Source organism: Amycolatopsis sp. Hca4, from assembly GCF_013364075.1.
Lineage (GTDB): Bacteria > Actinomycetota > Actinomycetes > Mycobacteriales > Pseudonocardiaceae > Amycolatopsis.
On the sequence record NZ_CP054925.1, the window covers coordinates 4,112,013 to 4,135,827 of the forward strand.

General features: G+C 72.1%; 26 protein-coding genes. 7 read left to right on the plus strand and 19 right to left on the minus strand.

All coding sequences use genetic code 11. The annotated features are described in order from the left end of the window. Nucleotides 1-18: 18 nt before the first annotated feature. From HUT10_RS17830 to HUT10_RS17900, 15 genes are all read right to left on the minus strand, one after another. Nucleotides 19-888 carry a MoxR family ATPase gene (locus tag HUT10_RS17830; protein ID WP_176172253.1) on the minus strand — a complete coding sequence of 290 codons (870 nt, stop codon included), beginning with the start codon at nucleotides 886-888 and terminating at the stop codon, nucleotides 19-21. A gap of 18 nt (nucleotides 889-906) precedes the next feature. Continuing rightward, nucleotides 907-1,485 (minus strand): NTP transferase domain-containing protein, encoded by a 579-nt coding sequence (locus tag HUT10_RS17835; RefSeq protein ID WP_176172254.1) that lies wholly within the window; start codon nucleotides 1,483-1,485, stop codon nucleotides 907-909. A 210-nt stretch (nucleotides 1,486-1,695) separates the two neighbouring features. Then, nucleotides 1,696-2,529 carry an IclR family transcriptional regulator C-terminal domain-containing protein gene (locus tag HUT10_RS17840; RefSeq protein ID WP_176172255.1) on the minus strand — a complete coding sequence of 278 codons (834 nt, stop codon included), beginning with the start codon at nucleotides 2,527-2,529 and terminating at the stop codon, nucleotides 1,696-1,698. Nucleotides 2,530-2,539: 10 nt separating this feature from the next. Further along, nucleotides 2,540-2,941 (minus strand): 4-carboxymuconolactone decarboxylase, encoded by a 402-nt coding sequence (pcaC, locus tag HUT10_RS17845; protein WP_176172256.1) that lies wholly within the window; start codon nucleotides 2,939-2,941, stop codon nucleotides 2,540-2,542. Beyond that, nucleotides 2,938-3,714: a 3-oxoadipate enol-lactonase gene (gene pcaD, locus HUT10_RS17850; protein ID WP_176172257.1), complete on the minus strand. Its 777-nt coding sequence runs from the start codon at nucleotides 3,712-3,714 to the stop codon at nucleotides 2,938-2,940. Before pcaD ends, pcaC begins: the two co-directional genes overlap by 4 nt. Beyond that, nucleotides 3,711-4,265 carry a protocatechuate 3,4-dioxygenase subunit alpha gene (gene pcaG, locus HUT10_RS17855; RefSeq protein WP_176172258.1) on the minus strand — a complete coding sequence of 185 codons (555 nt, stop codon included), beginning with the start codon at nucleotides 4,263-4,265 and terminating at the stop codon, nucleotides 3,711-3,713. The genes pcaD and pcaG overlap by 4 nt, the downstream gene beginning before the upstream one ends. After that, nucleotides 4,262-4,999 (minus strand): protocatechuate 3,4-dioxygenase subunit beta, encoded by a 738-nt coding sequence (gene pcaH / locus HUT10_RS17860; protein WP_176172259.1) that lies wholly within the window; start codon nucleotides 4,997-4,999, stop codon nucleotides 4,262-4,264. Before pcaH ends, pcaG begins: the two co-directional genes overlap by 4 nt. Before the next feature lie 11 nt (nucleotides 5,000-5,010). Then, nucleotides 5,011-6,192 carry a thiolase family protein gene (locus tag HUT10_RS17865; RefSeq protein ID WP_176172260.1) on the minus strand — a complete coding sequence of 394 codons (1,182 nt, stop codon included), beginning with the start codon at nucleotides 6,190-6,192 and terminating at the stop codon, nucleotides 5,011-5,013. 680 nt (nucleotides 6,193-6,872) lie between these two features. After that, a complete protein-coding gene (locus HUT10_RS17870) occupies nucleotides 6,873-7,631 on the minus strand; it encodes a CoA-transferase subunit beta (protein WP_176172261.1) in 759 nt (252 codons plus the stop codon). After that, nucleotides 7,628-8,437 carry a CoA transferase subunit A gene (locus tag HUT10_RS17875; protein WP_176177876.1) on the minus strand — a complete coding sequence of 270 codons (810 nt, stop codon included), beginning with the start codon at nucleotides 8,435-8,437 and terminating at the stop codon, nucleotides 7,628-7,630. The genes HUT10_RS17870 and HUT10_RS17875 overlap by 4 nt, the downstream gene beginning before the upstream one ends. Before the next feature lie 122 nt (nucleotides 8,438-8,559). Further along, nucleotides 8,560-9,867: a glycoside hydrolase family 27 protein gene (locus HUT10_RS17880; RefSeq protein WP_254896915.1), complete on the minus strand. Its 1,308-nt coding sequence runs from the start codon at nucleotides 9,865-9,867 to the stop codon at nucleotides 8,560-8,562. Nucleotides 9,868-9,889: 22 nt separating this feature from the next. Beyond that, nucleotides 9,890-10,723, minus strand: coding sequence for a carbohydrate ABC transporter permease (locus tag HUT10_RS17885; RefSeq protein WP_176172262.1), 834 nt, complete (start codon nucleotides 10,721-10,723; stop codon nucleotides 9,890-9,892). Beyond that, on the minus strand, nucleotides 10,723-11,625 hold the full coding sequence (locus HUT10_RS17890; protein WP_176172263.1) for a carbohydrate ABC transporter permease: 903 nt from the start codon (nucleotides 11,623-11,625) through the stop codon (nucleotides 10,723-10,725). The genes HUT10_RS17885 and HUT10_RS17890 overlap by 1 nt, the downstream gene beginning before the upstream one ends. Further along, nucleotides 11,622-12,806 carry an ABC transporter substrate-binding protein gene (locus HUT10_RS17895; protein ID WP_254896916.1) on the minus strand — a complete coding sequence of 395 codons (1,185 nt, stop codon included), beginning with the start codon at nucleotides 12,804-12,806 and terminating at the stop codon, nucleotides 11,622-11,624. Before HUT10_RS17895 ends, HUT10_RS17890 begins: the two co-directional genes overlap by 4 nt. Before the next feature lie 98 nt (nucleotides 12,807-12,904). Further along, nucleotides 12,905-14,074 carry an ROK family protein gene (locus tag HUT10_RS17900; RefSeq protein WP_254896917.1) on the minus strand — a complete coding sequence of 390 codons (1,170 nt, stop codon included), beginning with the start codon at nucleotides 14,072-14,074 and terminating at the stop codon, nucleotides 12,905-12,907. Between the two features lie 76 nt (nucleotides 14,075-14,150). Here HUT10_RS17900 and HUT10_RS17905 point away from each other — a divergent pair, with 76 nt between their 5' ends. The 3 genes from HUT10_RS17905 to HUT10_RS17915 are packed head-to-tail and all read left to right on the plus strand — an operon-like array spanning nucleotide 14,151 to nucleotide 18,340. After that, nucleotides 14,151-16,247 carry an alpha-galactosidase gene (locus tag HUT10_RS17905; protein ID WP_176172264.1) on the plus strand — a complete coding sequence of 699 codons (2,097 nt, stop codon included), beginning with the start codon at nucleotides 14,151-14,153 and terminating at the stop codon, nucleotides 16,245-16,247. A gap of 30 nt (nucleotides 16,248-16,277) precedes the next feature. After that, complete coding sequence (locus HUT10_RS17910; protein WP_176172265.1) at nucleotides 16,278-17,222, plus strand: D-glycerate dehydrogenase; 945 nt, start codon at nucleotides 16,278-16,280, stop codon at nucleotides 17,220-17,222. Next, nucleotides 17,219-18,340, plus strand: a complete 1,122-nt coding sequence (locus tag HUT10_RS17915) for a glycerate kinase (RefSeq protein WP_176172266.1) — start codon at nucleotides 17,219-17,221, stop codon at nucleotides 18,338-18,340. Before HUT10_RS17910 ends, HUT10_RS17915 begins: the two co-directional genes overlap by 4 nt. Before the next feature lie 278 nt (nucleotides 18,341-18,618). On the opposite strand, the gene HUT10_RS17920 is transcribed toward HUT10_RS17915, so the two are convergent. Then, nucleotides 18,619-18,912, minus strand: coding sequence for an iron-sulfur cluster biosynthesis family protein (locus HUT10_RS17920; protein ID WP_176172267.1), 294 nt, complete (start codon nucleotides 18,910-18,912; stop codon nucleotides 18,619-18,621). Nucleotides 18,913-18,989: 77 nt separating this feature from the next. Then, complete coding sequence (locus tag HUT10_RS17925) at nucleotides 18,990-19,400, minus strand: hypothetical protein (RefSeq protein WP_176172268.1); 411 nt, start codon at nucleotides 19,398-19,400, stop codon at nucleotides 18,990-18,992. Between the two features lie 152 nt (nucleotides 19,401-19,552). Here HUT10_RS17925 and HUT10_RS17930 point away from each other — a divergent pair, with 152 nt between their 5' ends. The 4 genes from HUT10_RS17930 to shbA all read left to right on the plus strand — a co-directional run bounded on the left by HUT10_RS17930 (nucleotide 19,553) and on the right by shbA (nucleotide 21,790). Then, nucleotides 19,553-20,032, plus strand: coding sequence for a GtrA family protein (locus tag HUT10_RS17930; RefSeq protein ID WP_176172269.1), 480 nt, complete (start codon nucleotides 19,553-19,555; stop codon nucleotides 20,030-20,032). 11 nt (nucleotides 20,033-20,043) lie between these two features. Beyond that, nucleotides 20,044-20,412 carry a YidH family protein gene (locus HUT10_RS17935; protein ID WP_176172270.1) on the plus strand — a complete coding sequence of 123 codons (369 nt, stop codon included), beginning with the start codon at nucleotides 20,044-20,046 and terminating at the stop codon, nucleotides 20,410-20,412. 171 nt (nucleotides 20,413-20,583) lie between these two features. Continuing rightward, the gene (locus HUT10_RS17940; protein ID WP_176172271.1) at nucleotides 20,584-20,880 is read left to right on the plus strand and encodes a DUF202 domain-containing protein; all 297 of its coding nucleotides are present in this window, start codon (nucleotides 20,584-20,586) and stop codon (nucleotides 20,878-20,880) included. A gap of 322 nt (nucleotides 20,881-21,202) precedes the next feature. Then, complete coding sequence (shbA, locus tag HUT10_RS17945) at nucleotides 21,203-21,790, plus strand: RNA polymerase sigma factor ShbA (RefSeq protein ID WP_176172272.1); 588 nt, start codon at nucleotides 21,203-21,205, stop codon at nucleotides 21,788-21,790. 34 nt (nucleotides 21,791-21,824) lie between these two features. Here shbA and HUT10_RS17950 read toward each other — a convergent pair whose 3' ends face one another. Then, nucleotides 21,825-22,676 carry an amidohydrolase gene (locus tag HUT10_RS17950; RefSeq protein WP_176172273.1) on the minus strand — a complete coding sequence of 284 codons (852 nt, stop codon included), beginning with the start codon at nucleotides 22,674-22,676 and terminating at the stop codon, nucleotides 21,825-21,827. Continuing rightward, nucleotides 22,673-23,641 (minus strand): aldo/keto reductase, encoded by a 969-nt coding sequence (locus HUT10_RS17955; RefSeq protein ID WP_176177879.1) that lies wholly within the window; start codon nucleotides 23,639-23,641, stop codon nucleotides 22,673-22,675. The genes HUT10_RS17950 and HUT10_RS17955 overlap by 4 nt, the downstream gene beginning before the upstream one ends. Nucleotides 23,642-23,815 lie beyond the last annotated feature (174 nt).

The following is a 23,815-nucleotide window of genomic DNA, read 5'->3' on the forward strand; positions in this document are numbered from 1 at the left end:
GTCCCCCGACCCGGGTGGTCAGGCGAACAAGGCGTCGAGCTTCGCCCTGACCCGGTCGAGGTCTTCGCTGTATTTCAGGACGGCTCCGAGCGTGCGTGCCGCCGTCGCCGCGTCCAGCTCGTCACGCTGAAGAGTCAAGAGAGCCCGCGCCCAATCGAGGGACTCCGCCACTCCCGGTGGTTTCAGCAGATCCATCTCGCGGAGCCGATGCACCGCTTCAGCGATCTGCCGAGCCAGAGCTGCACTTACCCGCGGGATCCTACGGCGCAGGATCTCGACCTCCCGAACCAGGTCCGGGTGTTCGAGCCAGTGGTAGAGGCAGCGGCGTTTCAGCGCGTCGTGGACTTCGCGCGTCCGGTTCGAGGTGAGGACCACCAGCGGCGGCTGTTCGGCGCGGACCTCGCCGTATTCGGGAATGGTCACGGCGTGTTCGTCGAGCAGCTGCAGGAGGAAGGCTTCGAACTCGTCGTCGGCGCGGTCGATCTCGTCGATGAGCAGCACGCACGGGGCGCTGATCAGGGCCTGCAGCAGCGGCCGGGCCAGCAGGAACCGCTCGGTGTAGAGGGAGCGCTCCGCGGCCTCGACGTCGAGACCGCCGTCCCCGGCCGCTTCGAGGGCGCGCAGGTGCAGCAGCTGGCGGGGGAAGTCCCATTCGTAGAGGGCCTGGGCGGCGTCGATGCCTTCGTGGCACTGGAGGCGCACGAGCGGCCGCTCGAGGGCGGTGGCCAGCGCCAGGGCGAGGGAGGTCTTGCCGGTGCCGGGCTCGCCTTCGCAGAAGAGCGGGCGGCCCATCCGCAGGGCGAGGAAGCCGGCGGTCGCGAGCCCGTCATCGGCGAGGTAACCGGTCGCTTCGAGCGCGGCGGCGAGGGTTTCGGGCGAGTCCGTCACGCTGTCGATCGTAGGTGCTCAGCCGGGGTTCGCCAGATCACCGGGGCGGTCGACGTCCCGGCCGCTGCCGAGGTCACCGCACTCGACGAGGGTGAGGTCTTCGCGGGTGGCGAGCCAGTCGCGGGCGCCGCGGTCGCCTTGAGCGCTTCCGGCGACGTCCGCCCACCACCGACGGCCGAGCAGGACGGGATGGCCGGGAACGCCCTCGTAGGCCGCACGGGCAACGGTGTCGGGGGCGGCGTGGGCGGCGACGCGGGTGAGGATGTCCGGGCCGACCCAGGGCAGATCGACGAGGTGAACGAGCGCGGCGACGGGTCCGGTGCCGAGGGCGGTCAGGCCGGCGCGCAGGGAGGCACCCATGCCGGTCGCCCAGTCATCGGCGGTGACGGCGAGGGCCGGGTCGGGCAGAAGGGAACGAACCTGCTCGGCGGCGGCCCCGACGACAACCCGGACCGGGCTGCACCCGGCGGCGGTGAGGGTGCGGAGGGCGCGGAGGACGAGGGGTTCACCGTCGACCTGGACGAGGGCTTTCGGCCCGCCGAACCGCCGCCCGGCCCCGGCGGCGAGGAGGAGACCGGCGACGGGGGGCCGGGTCACGAGGAAACTCCCGGCTCGGCACGACGCAGCCGCTCTGCCAACGCCCCCGGAACCAGCTCGGCACGACGCAGCACCTTGGCCGACGCCCCCGGGCCCCGCCCGGCACGACGCAGCATCCCGGCCAACGTCCCCGGGGCCGGTCCGAGTTGCGGCTCCCTCCGGCGGATTCGCTCCCCTGCCTCCGCCGGGCCGGGGCTCGTCGCGCCCGGGTCAGCCACGGGCGCGGTCCGAGGCTCCGATGGCCAAGTCCGCCTCGATCGCGCGGGCCGTCTCCAGCAGCGGCGGGACCAGGTCCTTCTCCACCGAGTGCGCCGTGGTGCGGCTTGCGTGGGTCGACAGGTTGACCGCCGCCACCACCTGGCCCGTTCGGCCTCGGATCGGGGCCGCGACCGAGCGGAGGCCTTCCTCCAGTTCCTGGTCCACCATCGCCCAGCCCTGGTCCGCCACCTTGGCCAGCTCCGTGCGCAGGTGGCCCGGGGTCGTCACCGTGTGGTCGGTCAGGCGGTCCAGGCTCGCCACGCGGAAGTACTCCTCCCGCTCCTCCTCCGCGAGCCCGGCCAGGAGGACGTGGCCCATCGAGGTCGCGTGCGCCGGGAACCGCGTGCCCACGTTGATGCTCACCGTCATGATCCGGGAGACCGCCACCCGGGCCACGTACACGATGTCCGTGCCCTCCAGCACCGAGACCGAGCTCGACTCGTGCACCCGCGCCGACAGGTGCTCCAGGTGCGGCTGGGCCACCTCCGGCAGCGTCATGCTCGACAGGTACGCGTAGCCCAGCTCCAGCACCCGGGCCGTCAGCGAGAAGTACTTGCCGTCGGTGCGGACGTAGCCCAGGTCGGCCAGTGTGAGCAGAAATCTCCGCGCCGCCGCGCGGGTGAGGCCCGTCGCCCGGGCCACGTCGCTCAAGGTCAGCTCGGACGCGCCCGCGTGGAAGGCCTTGATCACCGCCAGCCCGCGCTCCAGCGACTGCACGTGGTGGGCACCACGGTGCGCCGGCTCGTCGTCCAGGCGGACGTCGAACTGCGGCCTCGTCACGTCCATGCCCGGCACCTTATCCGGCGTCCTTCGGCACCGCGCTCGGCTCGCCGAGCTCGGCCAGGGTGCGCTGGGCGATGGCGAACGCCGCGTTCGCCGCCGGTGCGCCCGCGTACACCGCCGTGTGCAGCAGCACTTCGCCGATCTCCGCCGCCGTCAGTCCGTTGCGGACCGCCGCCCGGACGTGCATCGCCAGCTCGTTGTGCGCGTGCAGCGCCGTCAGCGCCGCCAGTGTCACGCAGCTGCGCGTACGGCGGTCCAGGCCGTCGCGGGCCCACACCGAGCCCCACGCGCCCTCGGTGATGTAGTCCTGGAACGGGCGGCTGAAGTCCGTGGTGCCCGCGACCGCGCGGTCGACGTGCTCGTCGCCGAGCACCTCGCGCCGCACCTTCATGCCCTGCTCGTGGCGGTCCGTCACGCTCGCTCCAAGTGATCCAGGATCAGCCGGGTGAACTCGCCCGGCTGCTCGTAACTGCCCAGGTGCGCGGCGTCGGCCACGACCTCCAGCCGGGCGCCGGGGATGCCCTCGGCGATCGGCCGCGCGTGCTCGGCCGGCGATGTCGCCGGGTCCTCGGCGCCCGCAATGACGAGGGTGGGTGCGGTGACCTTGGGCAGCAGCTCCAGCAGGTCCATCCGCTCGATCACGCCGCAGCAGGCCGCGTAGCCCTCGGCCGGGACCGCCGCGATCATCGCGCGGAGGAACTCGGCCCGGTCCGGGTGGCGTTCGCGGTACCCCGGCGTCAGCCAGCGGCTCACCCCCGCGTCGGCCACCGCCGCGGTGCCCTCGGCGCGGACCGTGCGGGCCCGCTCCGCCCACATCGACGGCGGGCCGAACTTCGCGGACGTGCAGCACAGCACGAGGCTGGCGATCCGCTCGGGCGCGTGGATGCCCAGCCACATCCCCGTCATGCCGCCGAGCGAGAGACCCACGTGGTGCACCCGCTCGACACCGAGCTCGTCGAGCAGCGCCAGGACGTCGGCGCCCAGGTCTTCGAGCTCGTAGGGCCCCGGCGGGACCGGCGACGCGCCGTGGCCGCGCGTGTCGTACCGGACCACCCGGAAGCCGCGCTCCGCCAGCGGCGCGACCTGCGGTTCCCACATCCGCAGGTCACTGCCGAGCGACCCGCCGAACACGACCACCGGCCCGTCTTCGGGGCCCTCCGCGACCCAGTGCGGCTTCACGGCGCTCATAGCCGGAAGAAGACGGTCTCGCCGTCCCCCTGCAGCCGGATGTCGAAGCGGTAGCCGTCTCCGGTCTTCGCCGCGATCAGCGTGCCGCGCCGCTCCTCCGGCACCGTCGCCAGCACCGGGTCGGCCGCGTTGTCCTGATCCTCGAAGTAGATCCGCGTGACGACCCGGTTCAGCAGACCGCGCGCGAACACCGAGACGTCGATGTGCGGCGCCTGGGTGGCGCCACCCTCACCGGGCACCACGCCCGGGAGCACGGTGAGGATGCCGTAGGTGCCGTCGGCTTCGGTCGGGCAGCGGCCGAAGCCGCGGAACTCGCCGTCCGCCGTGCCGCGCGGGTCGTCCGGGTGGCGGAAGCCGCCGTCCGGGTCGGCCTGCCAGGTCTCGATCATGGCGTCCGGGATCGGGTCGCCGTTGCCGTCGCGGACGGTCCCGCGGATCCAGAACGCGCCGGGCGTGCCCTCGGGCACGACGTGCGGGCCGTCGGGCCAGGGCAGGCCGATCGACAGGTACGGGCCGACGGTCTGCGAAGGGGTGGGCAGCAGCTCGGTCATTCGTCGTCGTCCTCTTCCTCTTCGAACACCGACGCGTCGCGCCCGCGCAGCACGATGTCGAACTGGAACCCGAGCGCCCATTCGGCCTGCGTGATGTCGTGGTCGTAGCGCGAGACCATCCGCTGCCGGGCCTTCTCGTCCGGGATCGAGTTGAAGATCGGGTCCTGGGAGAACAGCGGGTCGTCCGGGAAGTACATCTGGGTGACCAGCCGCTGGGTGAAGGCCGAGCCGAACACCGAGAAGTGGATGTGCGCCGGGCGCCAGGCGTTGTCGTGGTTCTTCCACGGGTACGCGCCGGGCTTGATGGTGGTGAAGGTGTAGCGGCCGTCGCTGTCGGTCAGGGTGCGGCCGACGCCGTCGAAGTTCGGGTCGAGCGGCGAGGGCCAGCGGTCGCCGGTGTGCCGGTAGCGGCCGCCCGCGTTGGCCTGCCAGATCTCGACGAGCGAGTCGCGCACCGGACGGCCGTCGCCGTCGAGGAGCCGCCCGGTGACGATGATGCGCTGGCCCTGCGGCTCGCCCGCGTGCTGCCGGGTGAGGTCGTTGTCGTGCTCGCCGAGACGGCCGGGGCCGAGCAGCGGGCCGGTGACCTCGGTGAGCATCTGCGGGAGCAGGACGAGGTCCTGCTTCGGGTGCCGCAGCGCCGTGGAGCGGTAGCCGCTGGAGTCGAGCGGCGGGTGGGTGCCTTCGGGGTCTTCCCCGTAGCGCGGCAGCCTGAATTCGGTCGGAGTGGCCACGTTTCTCTCCTTTACCGGCCTTCGAGGACGACGGCCAGGCCCTGGCCGACGCCGATGCAGATGGCGGCCAGGCCCCAGCCACCGCCGCGGCGGTGCAGGTCGTGCGCCAGGGTGCCGAGGATCCGGCCGCCGGACGCGCCGAGCGGGTGCCCGATGGCGATCGCGCCGCCGTGGGTGTTCACGATCTCCGGGTCGAGGTCCTTCCAGTCGCGCAGGCAGGCCAGCGACTGCGCGGCGAACGCTTCGTTGAGCTCGACCGCCGCCAGGTCGTCCCAGCCGATGCCCGCGCGTTCGAGGGCGATCTCGGCCGCGCGCACCGGCCCGATGCCGAAGACGTCCGGGTCGACCCCCGCCGCGCCGCGGCCGGCGATGCGGGCCAGCGGGGTCTTGTTCAGGCGGTTCGCGCTTGCTTCGTCGCCGAGGAGGAGGGCGGAGGCGCCGTCGTTGAGCGGGGAGGCGTTGCCGGCCGTGACGGTGCCGTTTCCCTTACGGAAGACGGGCTTCAGCTTGGCGAGCTTCTCGGGGCTGGAGTCCGGGCGGATGCCTTCGTCGCGGGCCAGGTCGACGCCCTCGACCGGGACGACCAGGTCGTCGTAGAAGCCGTCATCCCACGCCTTGGCGGCGTTGACGTGACTGCGGGCGGCGAAGGCGTCCTGCTCGTCGCGGCCGATGCCGTAGCGCTCGGCGAGCTGCTCGGTGGACTCGCCGAGGGAGATCGTCCACTGGGCCGGCATGGCCGGGTTGACCATGCGCCAGCCGAGGGCCGTGTTGTAGAGGGTCTGGTTGCCGGAGGGGAACGCCTTCTCGGGCTTGGGCATGACGAGCGGCGAGCGGGTCATGGACTCGACACCGCCGGCGACGACGAGGGAGGCGTCGCCGGTCTGGATCGCGCGGCTGGCCTGGATCGCGGCGTCGAGGCCGGAGCCGCAGAGGCGGTTGACCGTGCTGCCGGGGACGGTCGTGGGCCAGCCGGCGAGCAGGGCGGCCATGCGGGCGACGTTGCGGTTGTCCTCGCCGGCGCCGTTCGCGTCGCCGAGGGTGACTTCGTCCACTGTGGACGGGTCGAGGTCGTTGCGCTGCTGGAGCGCTTTGAGGACTCCGGCGGCGAGGTCGTCGGGACGGACGCCGGCGAGCGCGCCGCCGTAGCGGCCGAACGGGGTGCGGATCGCGTCGAGGATGTAGACGTCGGTCATGCGCTCGCCTTCCGGGTCGGCGGGGTGGTCGGGTGGGGGTGGGTGGCGGGGGTTGCCGGGGCGGTGTGGGGCGCGGGGTCGGCCGCGCGTCGGGTGCCGGTGGTGGGAGCGGGGTTGATCATGCGCTCACCTTCCGGGTCGGCGGGGTGGTCGAGTGGAGGTGGGCGGCGAGGGTCGCCGGAGCGGTTCGGGGCGCGGTGAGTACCGCCGAGCCGACCGAACCTGCGGCCCTCGGAACACCGGCGGGCGGTGAAATCACCGGCCCAGCGGCAGGTACCGGGGCGGTGCGGGGCGCGAGGCCGGCCACGCATCGGGGGCCGACAGTGGGAGCAGGCTTGATCATGCGCTCACCTTCCGGGTCGGCGGGGTGGTCGAGTGGGGGTCGCCGGAGCGGTTCGGGGCGCGGTGAGTACCGCCGAGCCGACCGAACCTGCGGCCCTCGGGACACCGGCGGGCGGTGAAATCACCAGCCCAGCGGCAGGTACCGGGGCGCTCCGGGGCGCGGGGCCAGCCCCGCATCGGGTGCCGGCGGTGGGAGCGGGGTTGATCATGCGCTCACCTTCCGGGGCGGCAGGCTGGTCGGTGCAGGGGAAGGCGCCGCTTGTGGCGGCGGCCCGCCGGCGTTGGGCCTGGGTGGTGGTCATCGGCTCACCCTGCCATGGCTGCGGCCGGCCGCGTTGTCATGCGCTTGCCTTCTCCAGGTCGCGGAGGACCGTCAGCTCTCGGTCCGTCGGGGCCGGGGTCGTCGACAGGCTGTCGGACACCTTCAAGCTCCAGCCCGTGGCCGCGATGGCGCTCTCGAGGTCCACGCCCGGGTGCAGCTCGGTCAAGGTCAGCTCGGCCGTCTCCGGGTCGGGGCGGAGGAGACCCAGATCAGTCACCACCAGCGTCGGGCCGCGGCCTCGGAGGCCGAGGCGCTCTCGGTCGCCCTTGCCCGTTCCGTGGCCGAATGACGTCACGAAGTCGACCTTCTCCACGAACGCGCGGGGGTTCTGCCGGAGCACGATGAACACCTCGCCGCAGGAGGCGGCGATCTCGGGGGCTCCGCCCGCGCCCGGGAGGCGGACCTTCGGGTCGTGGTAGTCCGAGCCGATCACCGTCGTGTTGATGTTGCCGAACTTGTCGAGCTGGGCCGCTCCCAGGAAGCCCACGTCGATGCGGCCCGGCTGGAGCCAGTAGTTGAACACCTCCGGCACGCTGATCACCGCGTCCGCCGTGTCGGCCAGCTCGCCGTCGCCGATCGACAGGGGCAGGCGGGACGGCTTGGCGCCGAGGCAGCCGGATTCGTAGATCAGGGTCAGGTTCGGCGCGTGCGCCCGGCGGGCGAGGTTCGCCGCCTTGCTCGGGAGGCCGATGCCGACGAAGCAGGACATGCCGTCGCCGAGGGCGCGGGCCGCCGCCACGCTCATCATCTCGTCGGCCGTGTACTCCGCGCTCATGCCTTCACCCCGGTCAGCTCGTTCAGCCACTTCGTGAACTCCTCGCGGTCGCGCCCGATCTCGTCCCACGCCTGGTACGCCGCGTTGTCCCGCTCGTAGTACCCCGCCGCGTACGACGGCTTCGCGCCGCCGGGGACCTCGGCCACCGCGGTGACCACCCAGGCCGGGAGCACGACCGCGCCCGGACGGGGCTCCAGCTCGTCCACGATCTCCTCGACCGTCACCAAGGACCGCTTCGCCGCCAGCACCGCTTCCTTCTGGACGCCGGTGATCCCCCACATCTGCACGTTGCCGGCCCGGTCGGCCCGCTGGGCGTGGACGATCGAGACGTCCGGGTTCAGCGCCGGCACCGCCGTCAGCTGCTCGCCGGTGAACGGGCAGGTGATCGGCTTGATCGTGGCCGTCTGCGCCGGGAGGTCGGTGCCCGTGTAGCCGCGCAGCACCGCGAACGGCAGGCCGGACGCGCCGGCGACGTACCGGTTCGCCATGCCGGCGTGGCTGTGTTCTTCGATCTCCAGTGGCACCGGCCAGTGGTGCTGGACGGCGTCGCGGAAGCGGTGCAGCGAGCCGACCCCGGGGTTGCCGCCCCAGGAGAAGATCAGCTTCCGCGCGCAGCCGGCGCCGATCAGCTGGTCGTAGACGATGTCCGGGGTCATCCGCACCAGCGTGAGGTCACGCCGGCGCTGCCGGATGATCTCCTGCCCGGCCGCGACCGGGATGAGGTGTGTGAACCCTTCGAGCGCGACGGTGTCGCCGTCGTGCACCAGCCGGGCCACGGCCTCCTCCAGCGACAGCAGCTCCGCCATCCCGCCCTCCGCATCCGTTCGCATCACGCACACTCGTTCTGCAACCGAACATAGCACGGCGGCCGGAGGCCCGACCAGACGTCTTCCACCCAATGGATGACGTACGCAGGTGGAAGGGACCGTCAGCCGATCCTGATCAACCGCGAGCCGTGCGGCGGCACGGCGGTGGCCGTCCACGCACCCCGGAACCGCCCGAGGTCCTGGCGCGCGACGAGGTCACGCACCGGCCGCGCGCCCGGGATCCCCAGGTCGACCGGGATGTCCGCCGGAGTGGCACCCAGGTTGTAGACCGCCGCGTACCACCGGCCGTCCGGCGCGCGCTTCTTCCACACCTGGTGGTCGCCGCCGGTCACGCGCGTCGGGTACGAGCCGGCGTGGTCGACCGCGATGACCTCGGGGTTCGTCAGGATCGACACCGCGGAGGCGTCCAGGAAGTAGATGTCCCCGCCGACGTACAGCGGCGAAGAAGCCATGGACCAGAACGTCATCACGCTCTGCCGCTCGACATCGGAGAGCCCGTCCTGGATGCCGCTGCCGGTGTTGTTGCTGATCGGCATCGAGTCCAGGTCCGGCCGGTACTGCGGCCCGAACACGCCCAGCCAGCCCGGCAGGTCCGCCCACCGCGCCTTCACCGAGCTGTCCCAAGAGGACACCGTCTCGCAGTAGCACTCGACGTCCGTGTCGACGCGCACGCCGTTCGCGTACGGGGCCAGGGAAGAGCCGATGGACCGCGGCACCGGCCACGCGCTCGCCGTCAGCCACATCGGCCGCCGCGCGTGGTCGATCGCCGCGGACCAGGCGGCGATGTCGGCCACGTTGTCCGCGGTCGTCCCGTCGACCTTGACGAAGTCGACGCCCCAGGACGCGAACCGCGCCACGATCGAGTCGTAGTACTTCTGCGCGCACGGGTTCGCGAAGTCGACCTTCCAGTTCCCGCCCCAGCCGTTCGACGGCGTCAGCGGCCGGTAGGCGATGTCCTGCGCGCGGCAGGACGTCCCGAGGATGGGCGCGTTCTTGTCGTAGACCTCCTTCTCCAGCCCGGTCACCGCGTACAGGCCCAGCTTCAGCCCGAGCGAGTGCACGTACGAAGCTAGCGCCGGGATCCCGGACGGGAACCGCGACGGATCGGGGTCCGGGATGCCGTTGACGTCGGTGTGGAAGACCCAGGACTGCGAGGCGTTCCAGCCGGAATCGATGTTGACGTAGGTGTAACCGGCGGACTCGAGCTTCGAAGCCATCGCCGAAGCCGCGTCACGGATGTGCGACTCGTTGAGCCACGAAGTGCCGTACCCCGCGCGGGTCGACGACTCGAGGCTCCAGCTGCTCCAGCCCATGAACGGCCGGACGAACGGCGTCCGCGCGTCAGCCGCGGGAACGACCAGGGAGAAAAACCCGAGCACGGTCAGGAAAACGGAAAGGAGGCGCTTCATCGAACACTCCTCGGTAGGGGACCTACTCCTTGAGCCCGCTCGCCGCGATCCCGCGGACGATGAACCGCTGGGCGACCAGGAACATCGCGACCAGCGGCGCGATGGTGACCAGAGCGCCGGCGAACAGCGCCGGCAGGTTGACCGACTGCGCGGTCAGGAACGTCGAAAGGGCGATCTGCGCGGTCCACGACGACGGGTCCTGCCCGATCACCAGTGGCCACAGGAACGCGTTCCAGCTTTCGATGAACATCAACGCCCCGAGCGAGGCGATCATGCTGCCCGAGTTCGGCAGCACCAGCCGCCGGTAGACGCCGAGGTAGCCGAGGCCGTCGAGCCGCCCCGCCTCCTCGATCCCGGCCGGGAACCGCAGGTAGAAGTTGCGGAACAGGATCACCGTGAACGCGCTGAACAGGTTCGGCGCGATGATCCCCCACTCGGTGTTGACGCCACCCATCGAGCCGACGACCACGAAGGTCGGCACGAACGTCACCGACTGCGGGATCATCAGCGTGACCAGCACGTAGGTGAAGACGAACCGCCGCCCGGGGACGGGGATCCGGGCCAGCGCGTACCCCGCCATCGAGCCGAACAGCGTCCCGACCGGCGCGGTGACGACCGCGACCAGGAACGAGTTCCACAACGAGTGCGCCATCGGCACCGACGCGTCGGCGAACAGGTCGCCGAAGTTGACCCACGACAGCGGATCGGGCAGCCACGACCAGTCCGGCGAGCCGACCTGCTGCCGCGTCATCAGCGCATTGCGCAGCATGATGTAGAACGGCAGCAGGAAGATCACCGCGAGCACGGACGCGAGGACGTACTTCGGCGTCTTCCGGGAAAGCGGGAGAACGGCCATCAGTCCTTCTTCCCGAAGCCGACGAACCGGCCCTGCAGCAGGGTGATCGCGACGATGATCACCGTCAGCAGGAACGCGCCCGCCGAGCCGACGCCGTAGTTCTGGTCGCCGAGCGCCGAGTCGTACAGGTAGACGAGCGGCGGCTTCACCGGTGCGGTCGCCGTTCCGGAGAGCCCGGTGCCGAACAGGTTGTAGAACTCGTCGAACGCCTGGAACGCCGCGATGAGGATCAGCAGCAGCACCGCCACCGACGTGTTCCGCAACTGCGGCAGCGTGATGTAGCGGAACGCCTGCCACTTCGACGTGCCGTCCAGCTCGCCGGCTTCGTACAGCGACGGCGGGATCGCCTGCAGCCCGGCCAGGAACAGGATCATGTACAGCCCGACCTGCAGCCACAGCCGCAGCGTCACCACCGCGACCCAGTACACCGGCGGGCTCGTCGTCGACAGCCACGGCACCGGGTCGGCGCCGAACAGGCCGCCGACGACGTTCGCGACCCCGGACGGCAGGCCGTTGAACAGCGCCATCTTCCACACCAGGGCCGCGACGACGTACGACACCGCGGCCGGGATGAGGAACACGGTCCGGAAGAACGCCTTGCCGCGCTTGATGCTGTTGATCAGCACCGCCAGCCCGAGCGACGCCACGAAGGTGATCGGCACGATGAAGACGGTGAAGACCGCGATCGTCGTCAACGATGTCAGGAACGCGTCGTCGCCCAGCAGGAACGCGTAGTTGCCGAAGCCGATCCAGTTCCCGAGCGTGATGGTGCCGCGGGCGTCGTTGAAGCTGAGCAGGAAGCTCCACGCGATGGCGACGTACTTGAACAGCCCGAGCCCGAGCACCACCGGTCCGGTGAGCACCGCGAACGCGCCGATCGCCCGCCAGTCGCGATGCCTCATGCCAGCTGCTTGTCGACTTCGGCCTGCGCCTTCTGCGCCGCGTCGCCGAGTTCGGCGGCCGGGTCGGCCTTCCCGTTCGCGATCTTCGTCGCCGCCTGCAGGAACAGCGTCGCCGACGCCTTGTTCCACAGCCCCGAGTAGGACTTGCCGAACTGCTGCGAGATCGCCACGGCGTCCTTCGCGGGCCCGCTGGAGAACTCGGTCGTCCGCGCCGCGACCTCCTTGCGGGCCGGGATGTGGAAGCCGTACTCGACGCACCAGTCCTTCTGCAGGTCGGCGTTCTTGATCCACAGCCAGTCGATGTACTTCTTGACCGCGTCCAGGTTCGGGGACTTGGCGTTGGCCAGCTGGTACCAGCCGCCGACGCGCGCCACCTGCTTGCCCGTGTCGCCGAACTTCGGCCACGCGACGACGCCGAAGTCGTCGCCCAGGGCCTTCTTGACGTCCGGCAGCGACCACAGCCCGCCCCACTGCATGGCCGTGGCGCCGTTCGCGAACGCGCCCGGGTCGGACCAGTCGGTCGGGTAGCCCTGGAGCAGGCCGCGGGTGTCGTGCAGCTGCTTGAGCCCGCCGATCGCGGCGACGGCTTCGGGCGAGGCGAAGGCGACTTTCTTGCCGCTGGCGTCGAAGAAGTCGGCGCCGGACGACCAGAGCAGGAGGGTCGCCGCTTCGCCGACGCCGTCGGTGCCGACGTACAGGCCCTTCTGCTTGCCGTTGTTCAGCTTCCGCGTCGCTTCGAGCAGCTCGGCGAACGTCTGCGGCGGGTGGACGCCCGCCGCCTGCAGGGCGCTTTTGCGGTAGTACAGCATCATGACGTCGTCGATCATCTTGACGCCGTAGACCTTGCCGTCGACGGTCACGGTGTCCAGCGCGGCCGGGCTGAAGTCGGCCTTGACCGGGCCGACAACGTCGTCAAGCGGCGCGAGCAGGCCGTTCTTGACGTTCTGGTACCGGAAGTCACCCAGCTCGAACAGGTCGGGCGCCTGCGCGGTGAGCATCGCCGAGTTGAGCTTGGTTTCGTAGTCGCCGGCGATCCAGCTGACGTTGACCGCGATGTCCGGGTTGGCCTTGGTGAACTCCTGCGCGTACCGCTGGACCGCTTGCTGGGTCCCGGATTCGCCGTACGCGTGGTACCACTGCTGGAGCGTGACCTTGGCGCCCGAAGCGGCATTCTTGTTCAACGGGTCCGAAGTGCAGCCCGCAAGGGCCGCTCCCCCGGCAAAGAGAACGGAACCGACCAGGAAGCTTCGACGATTCATGGGGCTCACGGCAACTCTCCTCAAACGGTGTCGGACACGAACAGGCTCTGGACGGCGACCGCGGCGGCGCCGCGGGCCCACTCCTCGAACGGCAGCGGCCGGATGACCAGGCCGCACCGCGCGGCGCTGCCGAACGCCTGGGCCGCGAAGGTCCGGCGGATCTGCTCCTCGAACAGGTCGTAGGTGGCGACGCCCTCTCCCGAGACGACCACTCGTTCCGGGCCGAACAGGTTGACCAGCGCGGCCAGCCCCAGTCCGATCGCGTGGCCGGCGGCGGCGAAGACCTCCCTCAGCGGTTCATCGCCGCCGCGGGCGCGCGCCACGGCGTCGTCCATCGACAGCCCGGGTTCGCCGGTGACCTGCCGCGCCCGGGTCAGGATCGCGGCGGTGGACGCGATCGCCTCGACGCAGCCCTGGCCGCCGCAGTGGCACGGCGGCCCGCCGTCGGCGACCGGGACGTGCCCGATCTCGCCCGCGACGCCGTGCGCGCCGCGGACCAGGCCGCCGTTGACCACCAGCGCACTCCCGATCCCGGTTCCCACCGTGACCAGCGCGAACGACGACGCGCCGACGCCCTCGCCGAACCACTGCTCGGCGACGGCGAGGGCCTTGACGTCGTTCTCCAAAGTGGCCGTGAGCCCGGTGGCGTCTTCCAGCAGGGACGCCAGGGGCACGTCCCGCCAGCCGAGGAACGGCGAGTAGCGGACGACGCCGGACGCGCGGTCGACGTCGCCGGACACCGCGACGCCCAGGCAGTAGGCGCGCTCGCGGAGGTCCCCGGTCAGCAGCTCGCCGACGAGGTCGGCCAGCGCGCGGACGACGTGGCCGACGTCGTGGCTCGTCAAGGCGTGGTGGGCGCTGGCCCGGACGTCGGCGCGCAGGTCGGTGACCACGCCGATCAGGTCGTCCCCGGTGATCTTGACGCCGACGAAGTACTCGCGGTCCGGCCGGATCGCGAGGGGGTTCGCCGGGCGGCCCGCCCCGGGCGCGGTGCGGCCTCCGGAGGCGAGTTCTTCGAGGTAGCCGGCCTCGATGAAGGGCCGGGCCGCCTTGGTCACCGCGGCGGAGGAGAGCCCGGTGCGGCGGGCGACGTCGACGCGCGAAACCGGCCCCTCGGTCAGGACCGTGGTGAACACGGTCGCGGCCGCGGGACTGGTGATCGGCGCCCTTGCCGGTGCACTGCGAGGCATGGCCGGAAGACTAGGGAGATTTAATTAACTTCGTCAAGAATTTATTTTTCCGCAGCTCAGCTCTACGCTGTCGGGCATGCCGCTCGTCGAACACGACCCCGCGCGCCGGCTCTGGCTGCTGCGCACCCCCGAAAGCTCGTACGCCTTCCGGCTGGACGCCGACGACCGCCCGCGGCACGTCCACTGGGGCCCGCCGCTGACCCTGGAGCAGGCCGCGCAGGTCGCCGCGCGCCGCAACCCGGCCGACAGCAGCTTCGACGAGCCCGGTGACGAGCGGCAGGAGCTCCCCGCCGAGGGAGGCGCCTTCTTCGGCGTCGCGGCGCTGGCCGTGCGTTACGCCGACGGCACTTCGGCGCTCGAGTGGCGCTACGACGGCTTCGCGCTCGAAGGCGACGCACTCGTCGTACGGCTCTCAGACCGGCACTACCCGCTCGAGTTGTCCCTGCACTACCGCGTCCGCGGTGACGTCGTCGAGCGCTGGACGTCGCTGCGGCACACCGGTTCCGGAGAGCCCATCGCCTTGCTGCGCACCGATTCCGCGTCGTGGACGCTGCCGCGGCGCGAGGGCGCGCGGCTGAGCCGGACGTCCGGCGCGTGGAGCGCCGAGTACGGCCTGCTGCGCGAACCGCTGCCGGTCGGGGAAACCACGCTCACCAGCCGGCGCGGCGCCTCCAGCCACCAGGTCAACCCGTGGGTGATGCTCGACGCGGGCGACGCGACGGAGACCGGCGGCGAGGTGTGGAGCAGTGCGCTGGCGTGGAGCGGGAGCTGGCGGATCACCGTGGAGCGCACGCACACCGGCCGCGTCACGTGGACCGGCGGGTTCGGCCACGAGCACGTCACCTGGCGGCTGCAGCCGGGCGAAACGTGGGAGACGCCGGTGTTCGCCGGGCTCTACGCGGCCGACGGCTTCGGGGGTACCAGCCGGCGGTGGCACGCCTACGTCCGCGAGTTCGTCCAGCCGCACCCGGGTGAGCTGCGGCCGGTCGTCTACAACTCGTGGGAGGCGACCGGCTGGGACGTCGACGAAAAGACGGAGACCGACCTGGCCGCGGCGGCCGCCCGCCTGGGCGCGGAACTGTTCGTCATGGACGACGGCTGGTTCGGTGCCCGCACCGGTGACTCGGCCGGGCTCGGCGACTGGATCGCCAACGAGCAGCGCTTCCCACGCGGGCTGAGGCCGCTGGCCGACGCGGTGCACGCGCACGGGATGCAGTTCGGGCTGTGGGTCGAGCCGGAGATGGTCAACCCGGACAGCGATCTCTACCGCGCGCACCCGGACTGGGTGCTGCACATGGCGCACCGCTCGCGGACGACGCTGCGGAACCAGCTCGTGCTGAACTTCGCGCGGCCCGACGTCGCGGACTGGGCGCACAAGTGGCTCGACCGGCTCGTCGGCGAGCACGGCATCGACTACCTCAAGTGGGACATGAACCGCGCGTTCACCGAGGCCGGCTGGCCCGAGGCGGGGCCGGACGCGCAGCGCCTGTGGGTCGGCCACGTGCGGGCGGTGTACGGGATACTGGACCGGCTGCGCGCCGACCACCCGGACCTGCGGATCCAGGGCTGCGCGGGCGGCGGCGGCCGCACCGACCTCGGGATCCTGGCGCGGACCGACGAGATCTGGGCGTCGGACAACACCGACGCCGCCGACCGGATCACCATCCAGCACGGCTACGGCCAGCTCTACCCGGCGGGCACGATGTCGGCCTGGGTCACCGACAGTCCCAACCCCGGCACCGGGCGGGAGGCGCCGCTGAGCTTCCGGTTCCACGTGGCGATGGCGGGCGTGCTCGGCCTGGGCGGCGATCTGCCCCGCTGGACGCCGGACGAACTCACCGAAGCGGCGTCGCTCGTGGCGCTGTACAAGGAGATCCGGCCCGTCGTGCAGCACGGCGTGCTGTACCGGCTCGCGGATCCGGCGGTCTCGGCGCTGACCGCGGTGCAGTACGTGCTCGGCGATTCCGTCGTCGTCTTCTTCTGGCGGCGGCCGACGGAGTTCGCGCGGCCGTTCACCCCGCCGCGGCTCGCGGGGCTGGATCCGGCCGGGCTGTACCGCGATCAGGACGGCGTCGTGCACCACGGGGCGGTGTTGCTGAGCCACGGGCTCGACGTCTCATGGCCGGGGAGCGGGTATGCGAGCGCGGTGGTGCGGCTGACGCGCGTGGGCTGAATTGTCGGTGGGGTGATTTAGGCTGTCGTCGTGGCCAAGATCGCGGTGACCCGATGGATTCCCGACGACGCGGTGAAGCTCCTCGCCGAAGCAGGTGACGTGGAGGTCTCCCCCGCCGATCGTCCGCTGACGCCTGCGGAACTGCACGAGTTCGTCGGCGGCGCCTCGGCGGTCGTCGGGATGCTGCACGACCGGCTGGACGGCGCGCTGGCCGACGCCGCCGGGCCGGAGCTGAAGGTGGTGGCGAACGTCGCCGTCGGGTACGACAACGTCGACGTGGCGGCGCTGGCCTCGCGCGGGATCGTCGTCACCAACACGCCCGGGGTGCTCACCGACGCGACCGCCGACCTCGCCTTCGGGCTGCTGCTCGCCGTCACGCGGCGGCTCGGCGAGGGCGAACGGCTGCTGCGCTCGCGCACGCCGTGGTCGTTCCACCTCGGCTTCCTGCTCGGCTCCGGGCTGCAGGGCAAGACGCTGGGCGTGGTCGGGTTCGGGCAGATCGGGCAGGCGATGGCTCGCCGGGCTTCGGCGTTCGGGATGTCCGTCGTCTACTCCGGACGGTCCAAAAAGGACACAGACGCCGAGTACGTGTCGTTCGAGGAGCTGCTGGCGCGTTCGGACGTCGTCTCGCTGCACTGCCCGCTGACGCCGGAGACGCGGCACCTCATCGACGCCGCCGCGTTGCGCGCCATGAAACCGGGCGCGTACCTGGTGAACACGACCCGCGGCCCGGTCGTCGACGAAGCCGCGCTGGCCGACGCACTGGAGGCGGGAGAGATCGCCGGCGCCGCGCTCGACGTGTTCGAGAAGGAACCCGAGGTCGAACCGCGGCTGCTCGGCCGCGACGACGTCGTGCTGAGCCCGCACCTGGGGTCGGCGACGGTCGAGACCCGCACCGCGATGGCCGTGCTGGCCGCGCGCAACGTCGCGGCGGTGCTCGCCGGGCGTCCCCCGCTGACGGAGGTGAAGCCGTGACCCGTGTCGTCATCGCGCCCGACAAGTTCAAGGGCAGTCTCACCGCGGTCCAGGCCGCGGAGGCGATCGCGCTCGGCGTGCGCGATGCGCTGCCGGACGCGGACATCGTCACCTGCCCGGTCGCCGACGGCGGCGAGGGCACCCTCGACGTGCTGGAAGCCGCGGGCGCGCGGATCGTGCGGATGTCGGTGCGCGGGCCGCTCGAAGAGCAGGTCCAGGCGCGGTACGCGGTGCTGGACGGCACGGCGTACATCGAGTCGGCGCGCGCGTGCGGGATCGAGTTCGTCGAACCGTCGCCGGCCACCGCGCTGGCGGCGCACACCTGGGGCGTCGGCGAGCTGCTGGCGGACGCGCTGATACACGGCGCAAAACGGCTCGTGCTCACGGTCGGCGGCACGGCCAGCACCGACGGCGGGGCCGGGATGCTGGGGGCGCTGGGCGCGGGGGTGCTGGACGCGTTCGGCGCGCCGGTCGGCCTGGGCGGCGGGACGCTGACGCGGGTGGCGTCGACGGAGCTGACGCCGGCCCGGGAGCGGCTGGACGGGGTACCGGTGGCGGTCGCGACCGACGTGACGAACCCGCTGCTGGGCCCGGACGGCGCGGCGGCGGTGTTCGGGCCGCAGAAGGGGGCGGGCCCGTCGGAGGTGGCGCTGCTCGACGAAGGGCTCGGGCGCTGGGCGCACGCGCTGCAGGTGGGCGGCGCGCCGGACGTCACGCGGGTGCCGGGCGGAGGCGCCGGCGGCGGCGTGGCCGCGGGGGCGATCGCGCTCGGGGCGAAGGTGGAGTCCGGGTTCGATCTGATCGCGGAGTTGACCGGGGTGGACGCGGCGCTGACCGGGGCGGACCTCGTGATCACCGGAGAGGGCTCGCTGGACGAGCAGAGCTTGAACGGCAAGGCCCCGGCGGGGATCGCCGACCGGGCGCGGCCGCGGGGGGTGCCGCTGCTGGCGTTGGCGGGCCGGATCCAGCTGGACGCGGCCGGGCTGGCGCGGTTGGGGGTGGTGGGGAGCAGTGCGCTGATCGATCACGCGCCTTCGCTGGACCACGCGCGGCTGCATGCGGCGGAGTTGCTGCGGGAACGGGCGGCGGAGCTGGTTCGCACCTGGAAGGAGGGGTAGTCGGGAGGGTTCGGGAGCGGCTCGCGGGGGCGGGCTGGGCGGGGGCCGGTCGCGAGCCGGAGCGGGCGGCGGAGCCCGGCATCGGCAGTCGGCATGAGGCAGTCGGCTGGACCGGCAACCCGATCGCGAGCCGGAGCGAGCAACGGCGGCCGACATCGCCGGCCACGGACCGTCAGTCCGCTGGGCCGGCGGGCCTGTGCGGGAAGCCGCCTGAAACACCACGTCCGCATGCGAACGGACCTTTCGCACCCGAGGAGCGAAAGGCCCGCCCGCCGCGGTCAGCTTGTGTGCTGGGGCAGCACCGCGAACGCCACCCCACCCGCTTCGTCCTCCTGGACGTCCAGGACCTTGTCGTCCAGCAGCGCCGCCGCCTGGGGCTCGAGGAACACCTTCGGGCCCTCTGCCTCGCCCAGGACGCTGTCGCCCTCGGCCGGCTCGGGGGCCACCGACAGGGCCAGCTGGGCGCTCTCGCCGTCGGCGTTCTGGACCGCCAAGCGGAGTCCGGCTTCGCCCTCGCCCTGGCTCGTCAGCGCGGTGATCGCCTCGGCGGCGGCTTCGGTCACGGTCAGCATTTTCGGCCTTCCCTTCGTCGCGGTCCGATGTTTTCCCCACGCTAGGGGCGTCCGAACGGACGTGCAGTCTGAGCGGATCAGCCCTCGCGGGCCGCTCGGATGGCGTCCGCCACCGATTCGCCCGCGTAGTCCGTCGTCTCGCGGCGGCCCTGGTTCGAGTGCCGGCGGGGCACCGTGTCCTCCGGGACCACCGGCTCGAAGTCGGCCGGGGCGTCCTCGATCGACTCGTCGAGCTCCGCCGCCGGGGTGGCCGCCAGCGGCCGGTCCGGGACCGGCTCCGGCTCGGCGTCCGGCAGCTCTTCGGCCAGGCGCATCTCCATCGGCTCGCCTTCGCGGATCTCGCGGGGCGTCGTGCCGTACCGGTCGGCGGCACTCCAGTGCTCCGGCGGTTCGATGCCCTCCTCGAGCGAATCCACCCGCAGCTCGTCCTCGTCCAGCGCCTCGCTGGGACTCAAGCTCTCCGGTTCGGCCGAGTCACGGTCACTCACTGGCCCTCCTGACGCTTTGGCAACTCTTCGACAGTCGCCGGTGACCTACCCCGGGCGGCACGGCGGCGAAACCCGGCAGTGTCACCGGGATCACAAATCTTCAACGGGTTTAACACATTCACAAGTTTGTGAATGCGGGGTAGGTTGGGATCATGGCCACCACCAGGTGCGCACCGGGGCACCGGCTGCTCGCCACCGACCCGGACCGCCACCACGAGCTCGGCACCCACGCGGCGTGGTACGTGGTGGCCGGCGTGGTCACCACCGGCGTCCAAGCCGCCCTCTTCCTCCTGCTGCACGACGAGCTCGGCTCCCAGGTGGCGAACCTGGTCGCGATCGCGCTCACCACGGTCGGCAACACCGAGTTCCACCGCCGCGTCACCTTCGCCGGGCGGCGCAGCCACGCCGGGAAGCGGCACCTGCAGGACCTGCTCACCTTCGCCTTCTACGCGCTCTACGGCTCGGCCGTGCTCGCGCTGCTCGACGCCTTCGTCGACCGGCCGACGTCGTGGGAGGAGACCGGCACCCTGCTGCTGGCCAGCCTGGTCGGCGGGTTCGTCCGGTTCGCCGTGCTGCGCTGGTGGGTCTTCGCGCACCGCTCCGAACCGGCCCCGGCCACGCACACCGGCTAGCGTCTGCGGACGTGGCCTCGGACGACATCGAGCGGGACGACCGCATACCCCAGGCGGGCGGCACCGAACCCGACTACCGCTTCACGCTGGCCAACGAACGCACCTTCCTCGCCTGGCTCCGCACGGCCCTCGGCCTGCTCGCCGGCGGCGTGGCCGTGCACCAGCTGGTGCCCTCGCCCACCGCGGTCAGCACGGTGCTCGCCGGGCTGTGCGTCGCGCTGGCCGGCGTCCTCGCCGCGACGGCGTACCCGCGGTGGCGGCGGGTGCAGCTCGCCATGCGGGCCGGCGAGCCCCTGCCGCCCAGCCGGATGATCCTAGTGCTGACCGGCGGCCTGCTGACCCTCATCGTCGCCGCGGCCGTGCTGCTGGCGGCCTCGTGAGTGACACCGAAGGCAGCGGACGGTGACGGCCGGGAAAAACACCCCGCCGACCTGGCGTTCCCGGCGAGCCGGACGGCCGCACCCCGGCACCCGGTCCGGCCGGACGCGAATACCGCCGGTTCGCGATTATCGTGACGTCAAAATTGCCGCCAGGCCACCCGGGATCCGGTCGTGACCACCTCCGGGGGCGCCCAGGCCGAGCGCACCGGGCTCGCCTGGCGGCGGACCGCACTGGCGTCCGCCGCCTGCACCGTACTGCTCCTGCACTCCGCCGCCCAGCGCCATTGGGGTGGCACCCTGATCCCCGTCTTGCTCGCCGCGGGGACGTCCGCCCTGCTCGCGGCCATCGGGACACGCCGCGAACGGGCCTTGCGCGTCGCCGAACCGGCCCCGCCGAGCCGGGTACTGCCCGCGATCGCGTCGCTCGCCGTGACTGTGACGGCCGCTTCCGTGGTCGTCTTCCACTGACGAGTGAACTCCGCACATCCTGAAACCGATTAATCGCAATGTGCGGGCCTGGGTCGCGGGAACATCACGGTCGATACTGCTAACGGGGTATTGGTGGTTGAAATCTGGACTGACCCGCATGGACGTGCTTACGATTACCCTGCGTCGCACGGACCGCAGATCCGCCCCGATCCATCGGAGCATCTGCGATGGATCAGTTACGGAGTGTTGAACCCCCGGCAGCGACGGTCGAGGGTCGGCCGGGGAGACGACCATGACGGCACCGCCGAGGACCACCGAAGAATCCGCTTCCAGCGTCCGCGATTATCGCACTCCAGAGTCATTGCCCCGCCCGGGCGGACGGCTCACCAAGGAGGACCTGGACCCGCTCGTGAAGGACGCGGGCGAGGGCAACCCGGCGGCGATCCACTCGCTGCTGCAGATGATCGAGCCGGTGGTGGTCCGCTACTGCCGCGCGCGCATGGGCGGCCGCGACCTGTCCTACCTGTCGGCCGACGACGTCGCCCAGGAAGTCTGCCTGGCCGTGCTCAAGGCCCTGCCCGACTACCAGGACCGCGGCGGCTCCTTCCTCTACCTGGTCCACGCGATCGCCGCCAACAAGGTCGCCGACGCCTACCGCGCCGTCGCCCGCGACCGCTCCGAGCCCGTCCCCGAGCTCCCGGAGCACCCGCTGAGCGCCGGCAACGAGCCGGAGAGCCACGCCCTGCACCTCGACCTCGGCGCCCGCCTCGGCAAGCTGCTCGCCGCCCTGCCCCGGGTGCAGCAGGAGATCCTGACCCTGCGCATCGCCGTCGGCTTCTCGGCGACCGAAACCGCCGAGGCCCTCGGCATCTCCGCGGGCAACGTCCGCGTCACGCAGCACCGCGCCCTGACCCGCCTGCGCGGCATGATCCGCGACGACGAGTTCTGACAGACCATTTCGCGGGCGGGCGGGGCGGCCTCTTTCACCCCCTGGAGTAGGCCGCCTCGCCCGCGTCCAACCCGTACACCGCCCGGGCGTTGTGCTCGAAGACGGCCAGCCGCTCGGCGTCCGACAGCGCCCCCGTCAGTGCGACGGCCGCGTCGAGCACCACCTCGTAGGACGCCGCCAGCTCGCAGACCGGCCAGTCCGAGCCGAACAGCAGGCGCTCCGGGCCGAAGACGTCGAGCACGTGGTCGACGTACCGGCGCAGGTGCCCGACCTCCCAGCCCGTCCAATCCGCTTCGGTGACCAGCCCGGACAGCTTGCACACGACGTTCTCGCGCGCCGCCAGCGCGGCGACGCCGGACGCCCACGGCTCCCACTCCCCCGTCGCGATCGGGGGCTTCGCCGCGTGGTCGAGGACCAGGCGCAGCTCCGGCAGGCGCAGCGCCAGCTCGGCCGCGGCCGGCAGTTGCGCGGGACGGACCAGCAGGTCGAACGCCAGGCCCGCGGCCGCGACCGTGCTCAACCCGGCGACCACGGCCGGCCGCAGCAGCCAGTCGTCGTCCGGCTCGCCCTCCACCTGGTGGCGGAGACCCACCAGGGGCCCCTCGAGGGCGGCCAGCCGGTCCGCGAGGTCCGGAGCCGTCAGGTCGGCCCAGCCGACCACGCCCGCGATCACCGGCTCCGCGACCGCGGTCGCGAGGAACTCCGCCGTTTCCTCGTCCGAGGACACCGTCTGGACCAGGACCGTCGCGTGGACTCCCGCCGCCTCGGTCACCGCGCGCAGGTCGTCGACGGTGTACGGGCGGCGGATCGGGTCCATGGCCGTCCCCGCCAGCCACGGGTACTCGCGCCGCACCGGATCCCACAGGTGGTGGTGCGCGTCGATCACGAGACACCTTCGGCGATGACGACGTCGGCGCGCAGCAGGCCCGCGTCGATCAGCTCGGTCCACAGCGACGGCGGCACCACCGTCCGCGCCCGCCGGGCGTTGACCGCGACCTGGTCCGGGTCGTGCGCGCCGACGACCACCGACGCCACCGTGGGATGCGCCATCGGCAGCGCCAGCGCGGCTTCCGGCAGCTCGACGCCGTACCGCGCGCAGATCTCCGCGATCCGCCCGGCCCGCTCGACCAGCTCCGCCGGCGCCTCGGCGTAGTCGTAGACGCGGCCGGGTTCGGCGGTCGCCAGGATGCCGCCGTTGAACGCGCCGCCGACCACCACGCGGACGTCCCGCTCGGCACACAGCGGGAACAGCTCGTCCAGCGCGGGCTGGTCGAGCAGCGTGTAGCGGCCGGCCACCAGCAGGACGTCCAGGTCGGTGCGCCGGACGAACTCGGCCAGCATCGGCGCCTGGTTCATCCCGGCCCCGAACGCGCCGATCACGCCCTGCTCCCGCAGCTCGCGCAACGCCGGGAACGCCCCCGACAGCGCCTCCTCGAAGTGGTCGTCGGGATCGTGGACGTAGACGATGTCGACGCGGTCGAGCCCGAGCCGGGTCAGGCTGTCGTCCAGGGAGCGCAGGACGCCGTCACGGCTGAAGTCCCACCGGCGCTTGTAGGCGGCCGGGACGGCGAAGCCCTGGTCGTCGCGGGCGCCGGCACCGTCCGGGTTCGGTTCCAGCACACGGCCGACCTTCGTCGACAGCACGTACTCGTCCCGCGGGTACGCCCGCAGCGCCGCGCCGAGCCGGGCCTCGGACAGGCCGAGGCCGTAGTGCGGCGCGGTGTCGAAGTAGCGGACGCCCTCCTCCCACGCGCGCCGGACGGTCGCGGCCGCCGTCTCGTCGCTGATCGCGTGGTACAGGTTGCCCAGCTGCGCGCAGCCGAGCCCCAGGGGGGACAGGGACAGTTCCAATGCGGTCACTCCTTCACCGGCGGTCGCCCGACCCGTCCGGGACCGGCTTCGCCGCCGGAGTGGTCGTCGACATCGAGGACGTGGAACAGGTCGGCACCGTTACGCCGGTGGGTCATGGCCCCTCCGGCGCCGGGACATGGCACGCTGGGCAGTAACACCGAAACATCCGAGGTC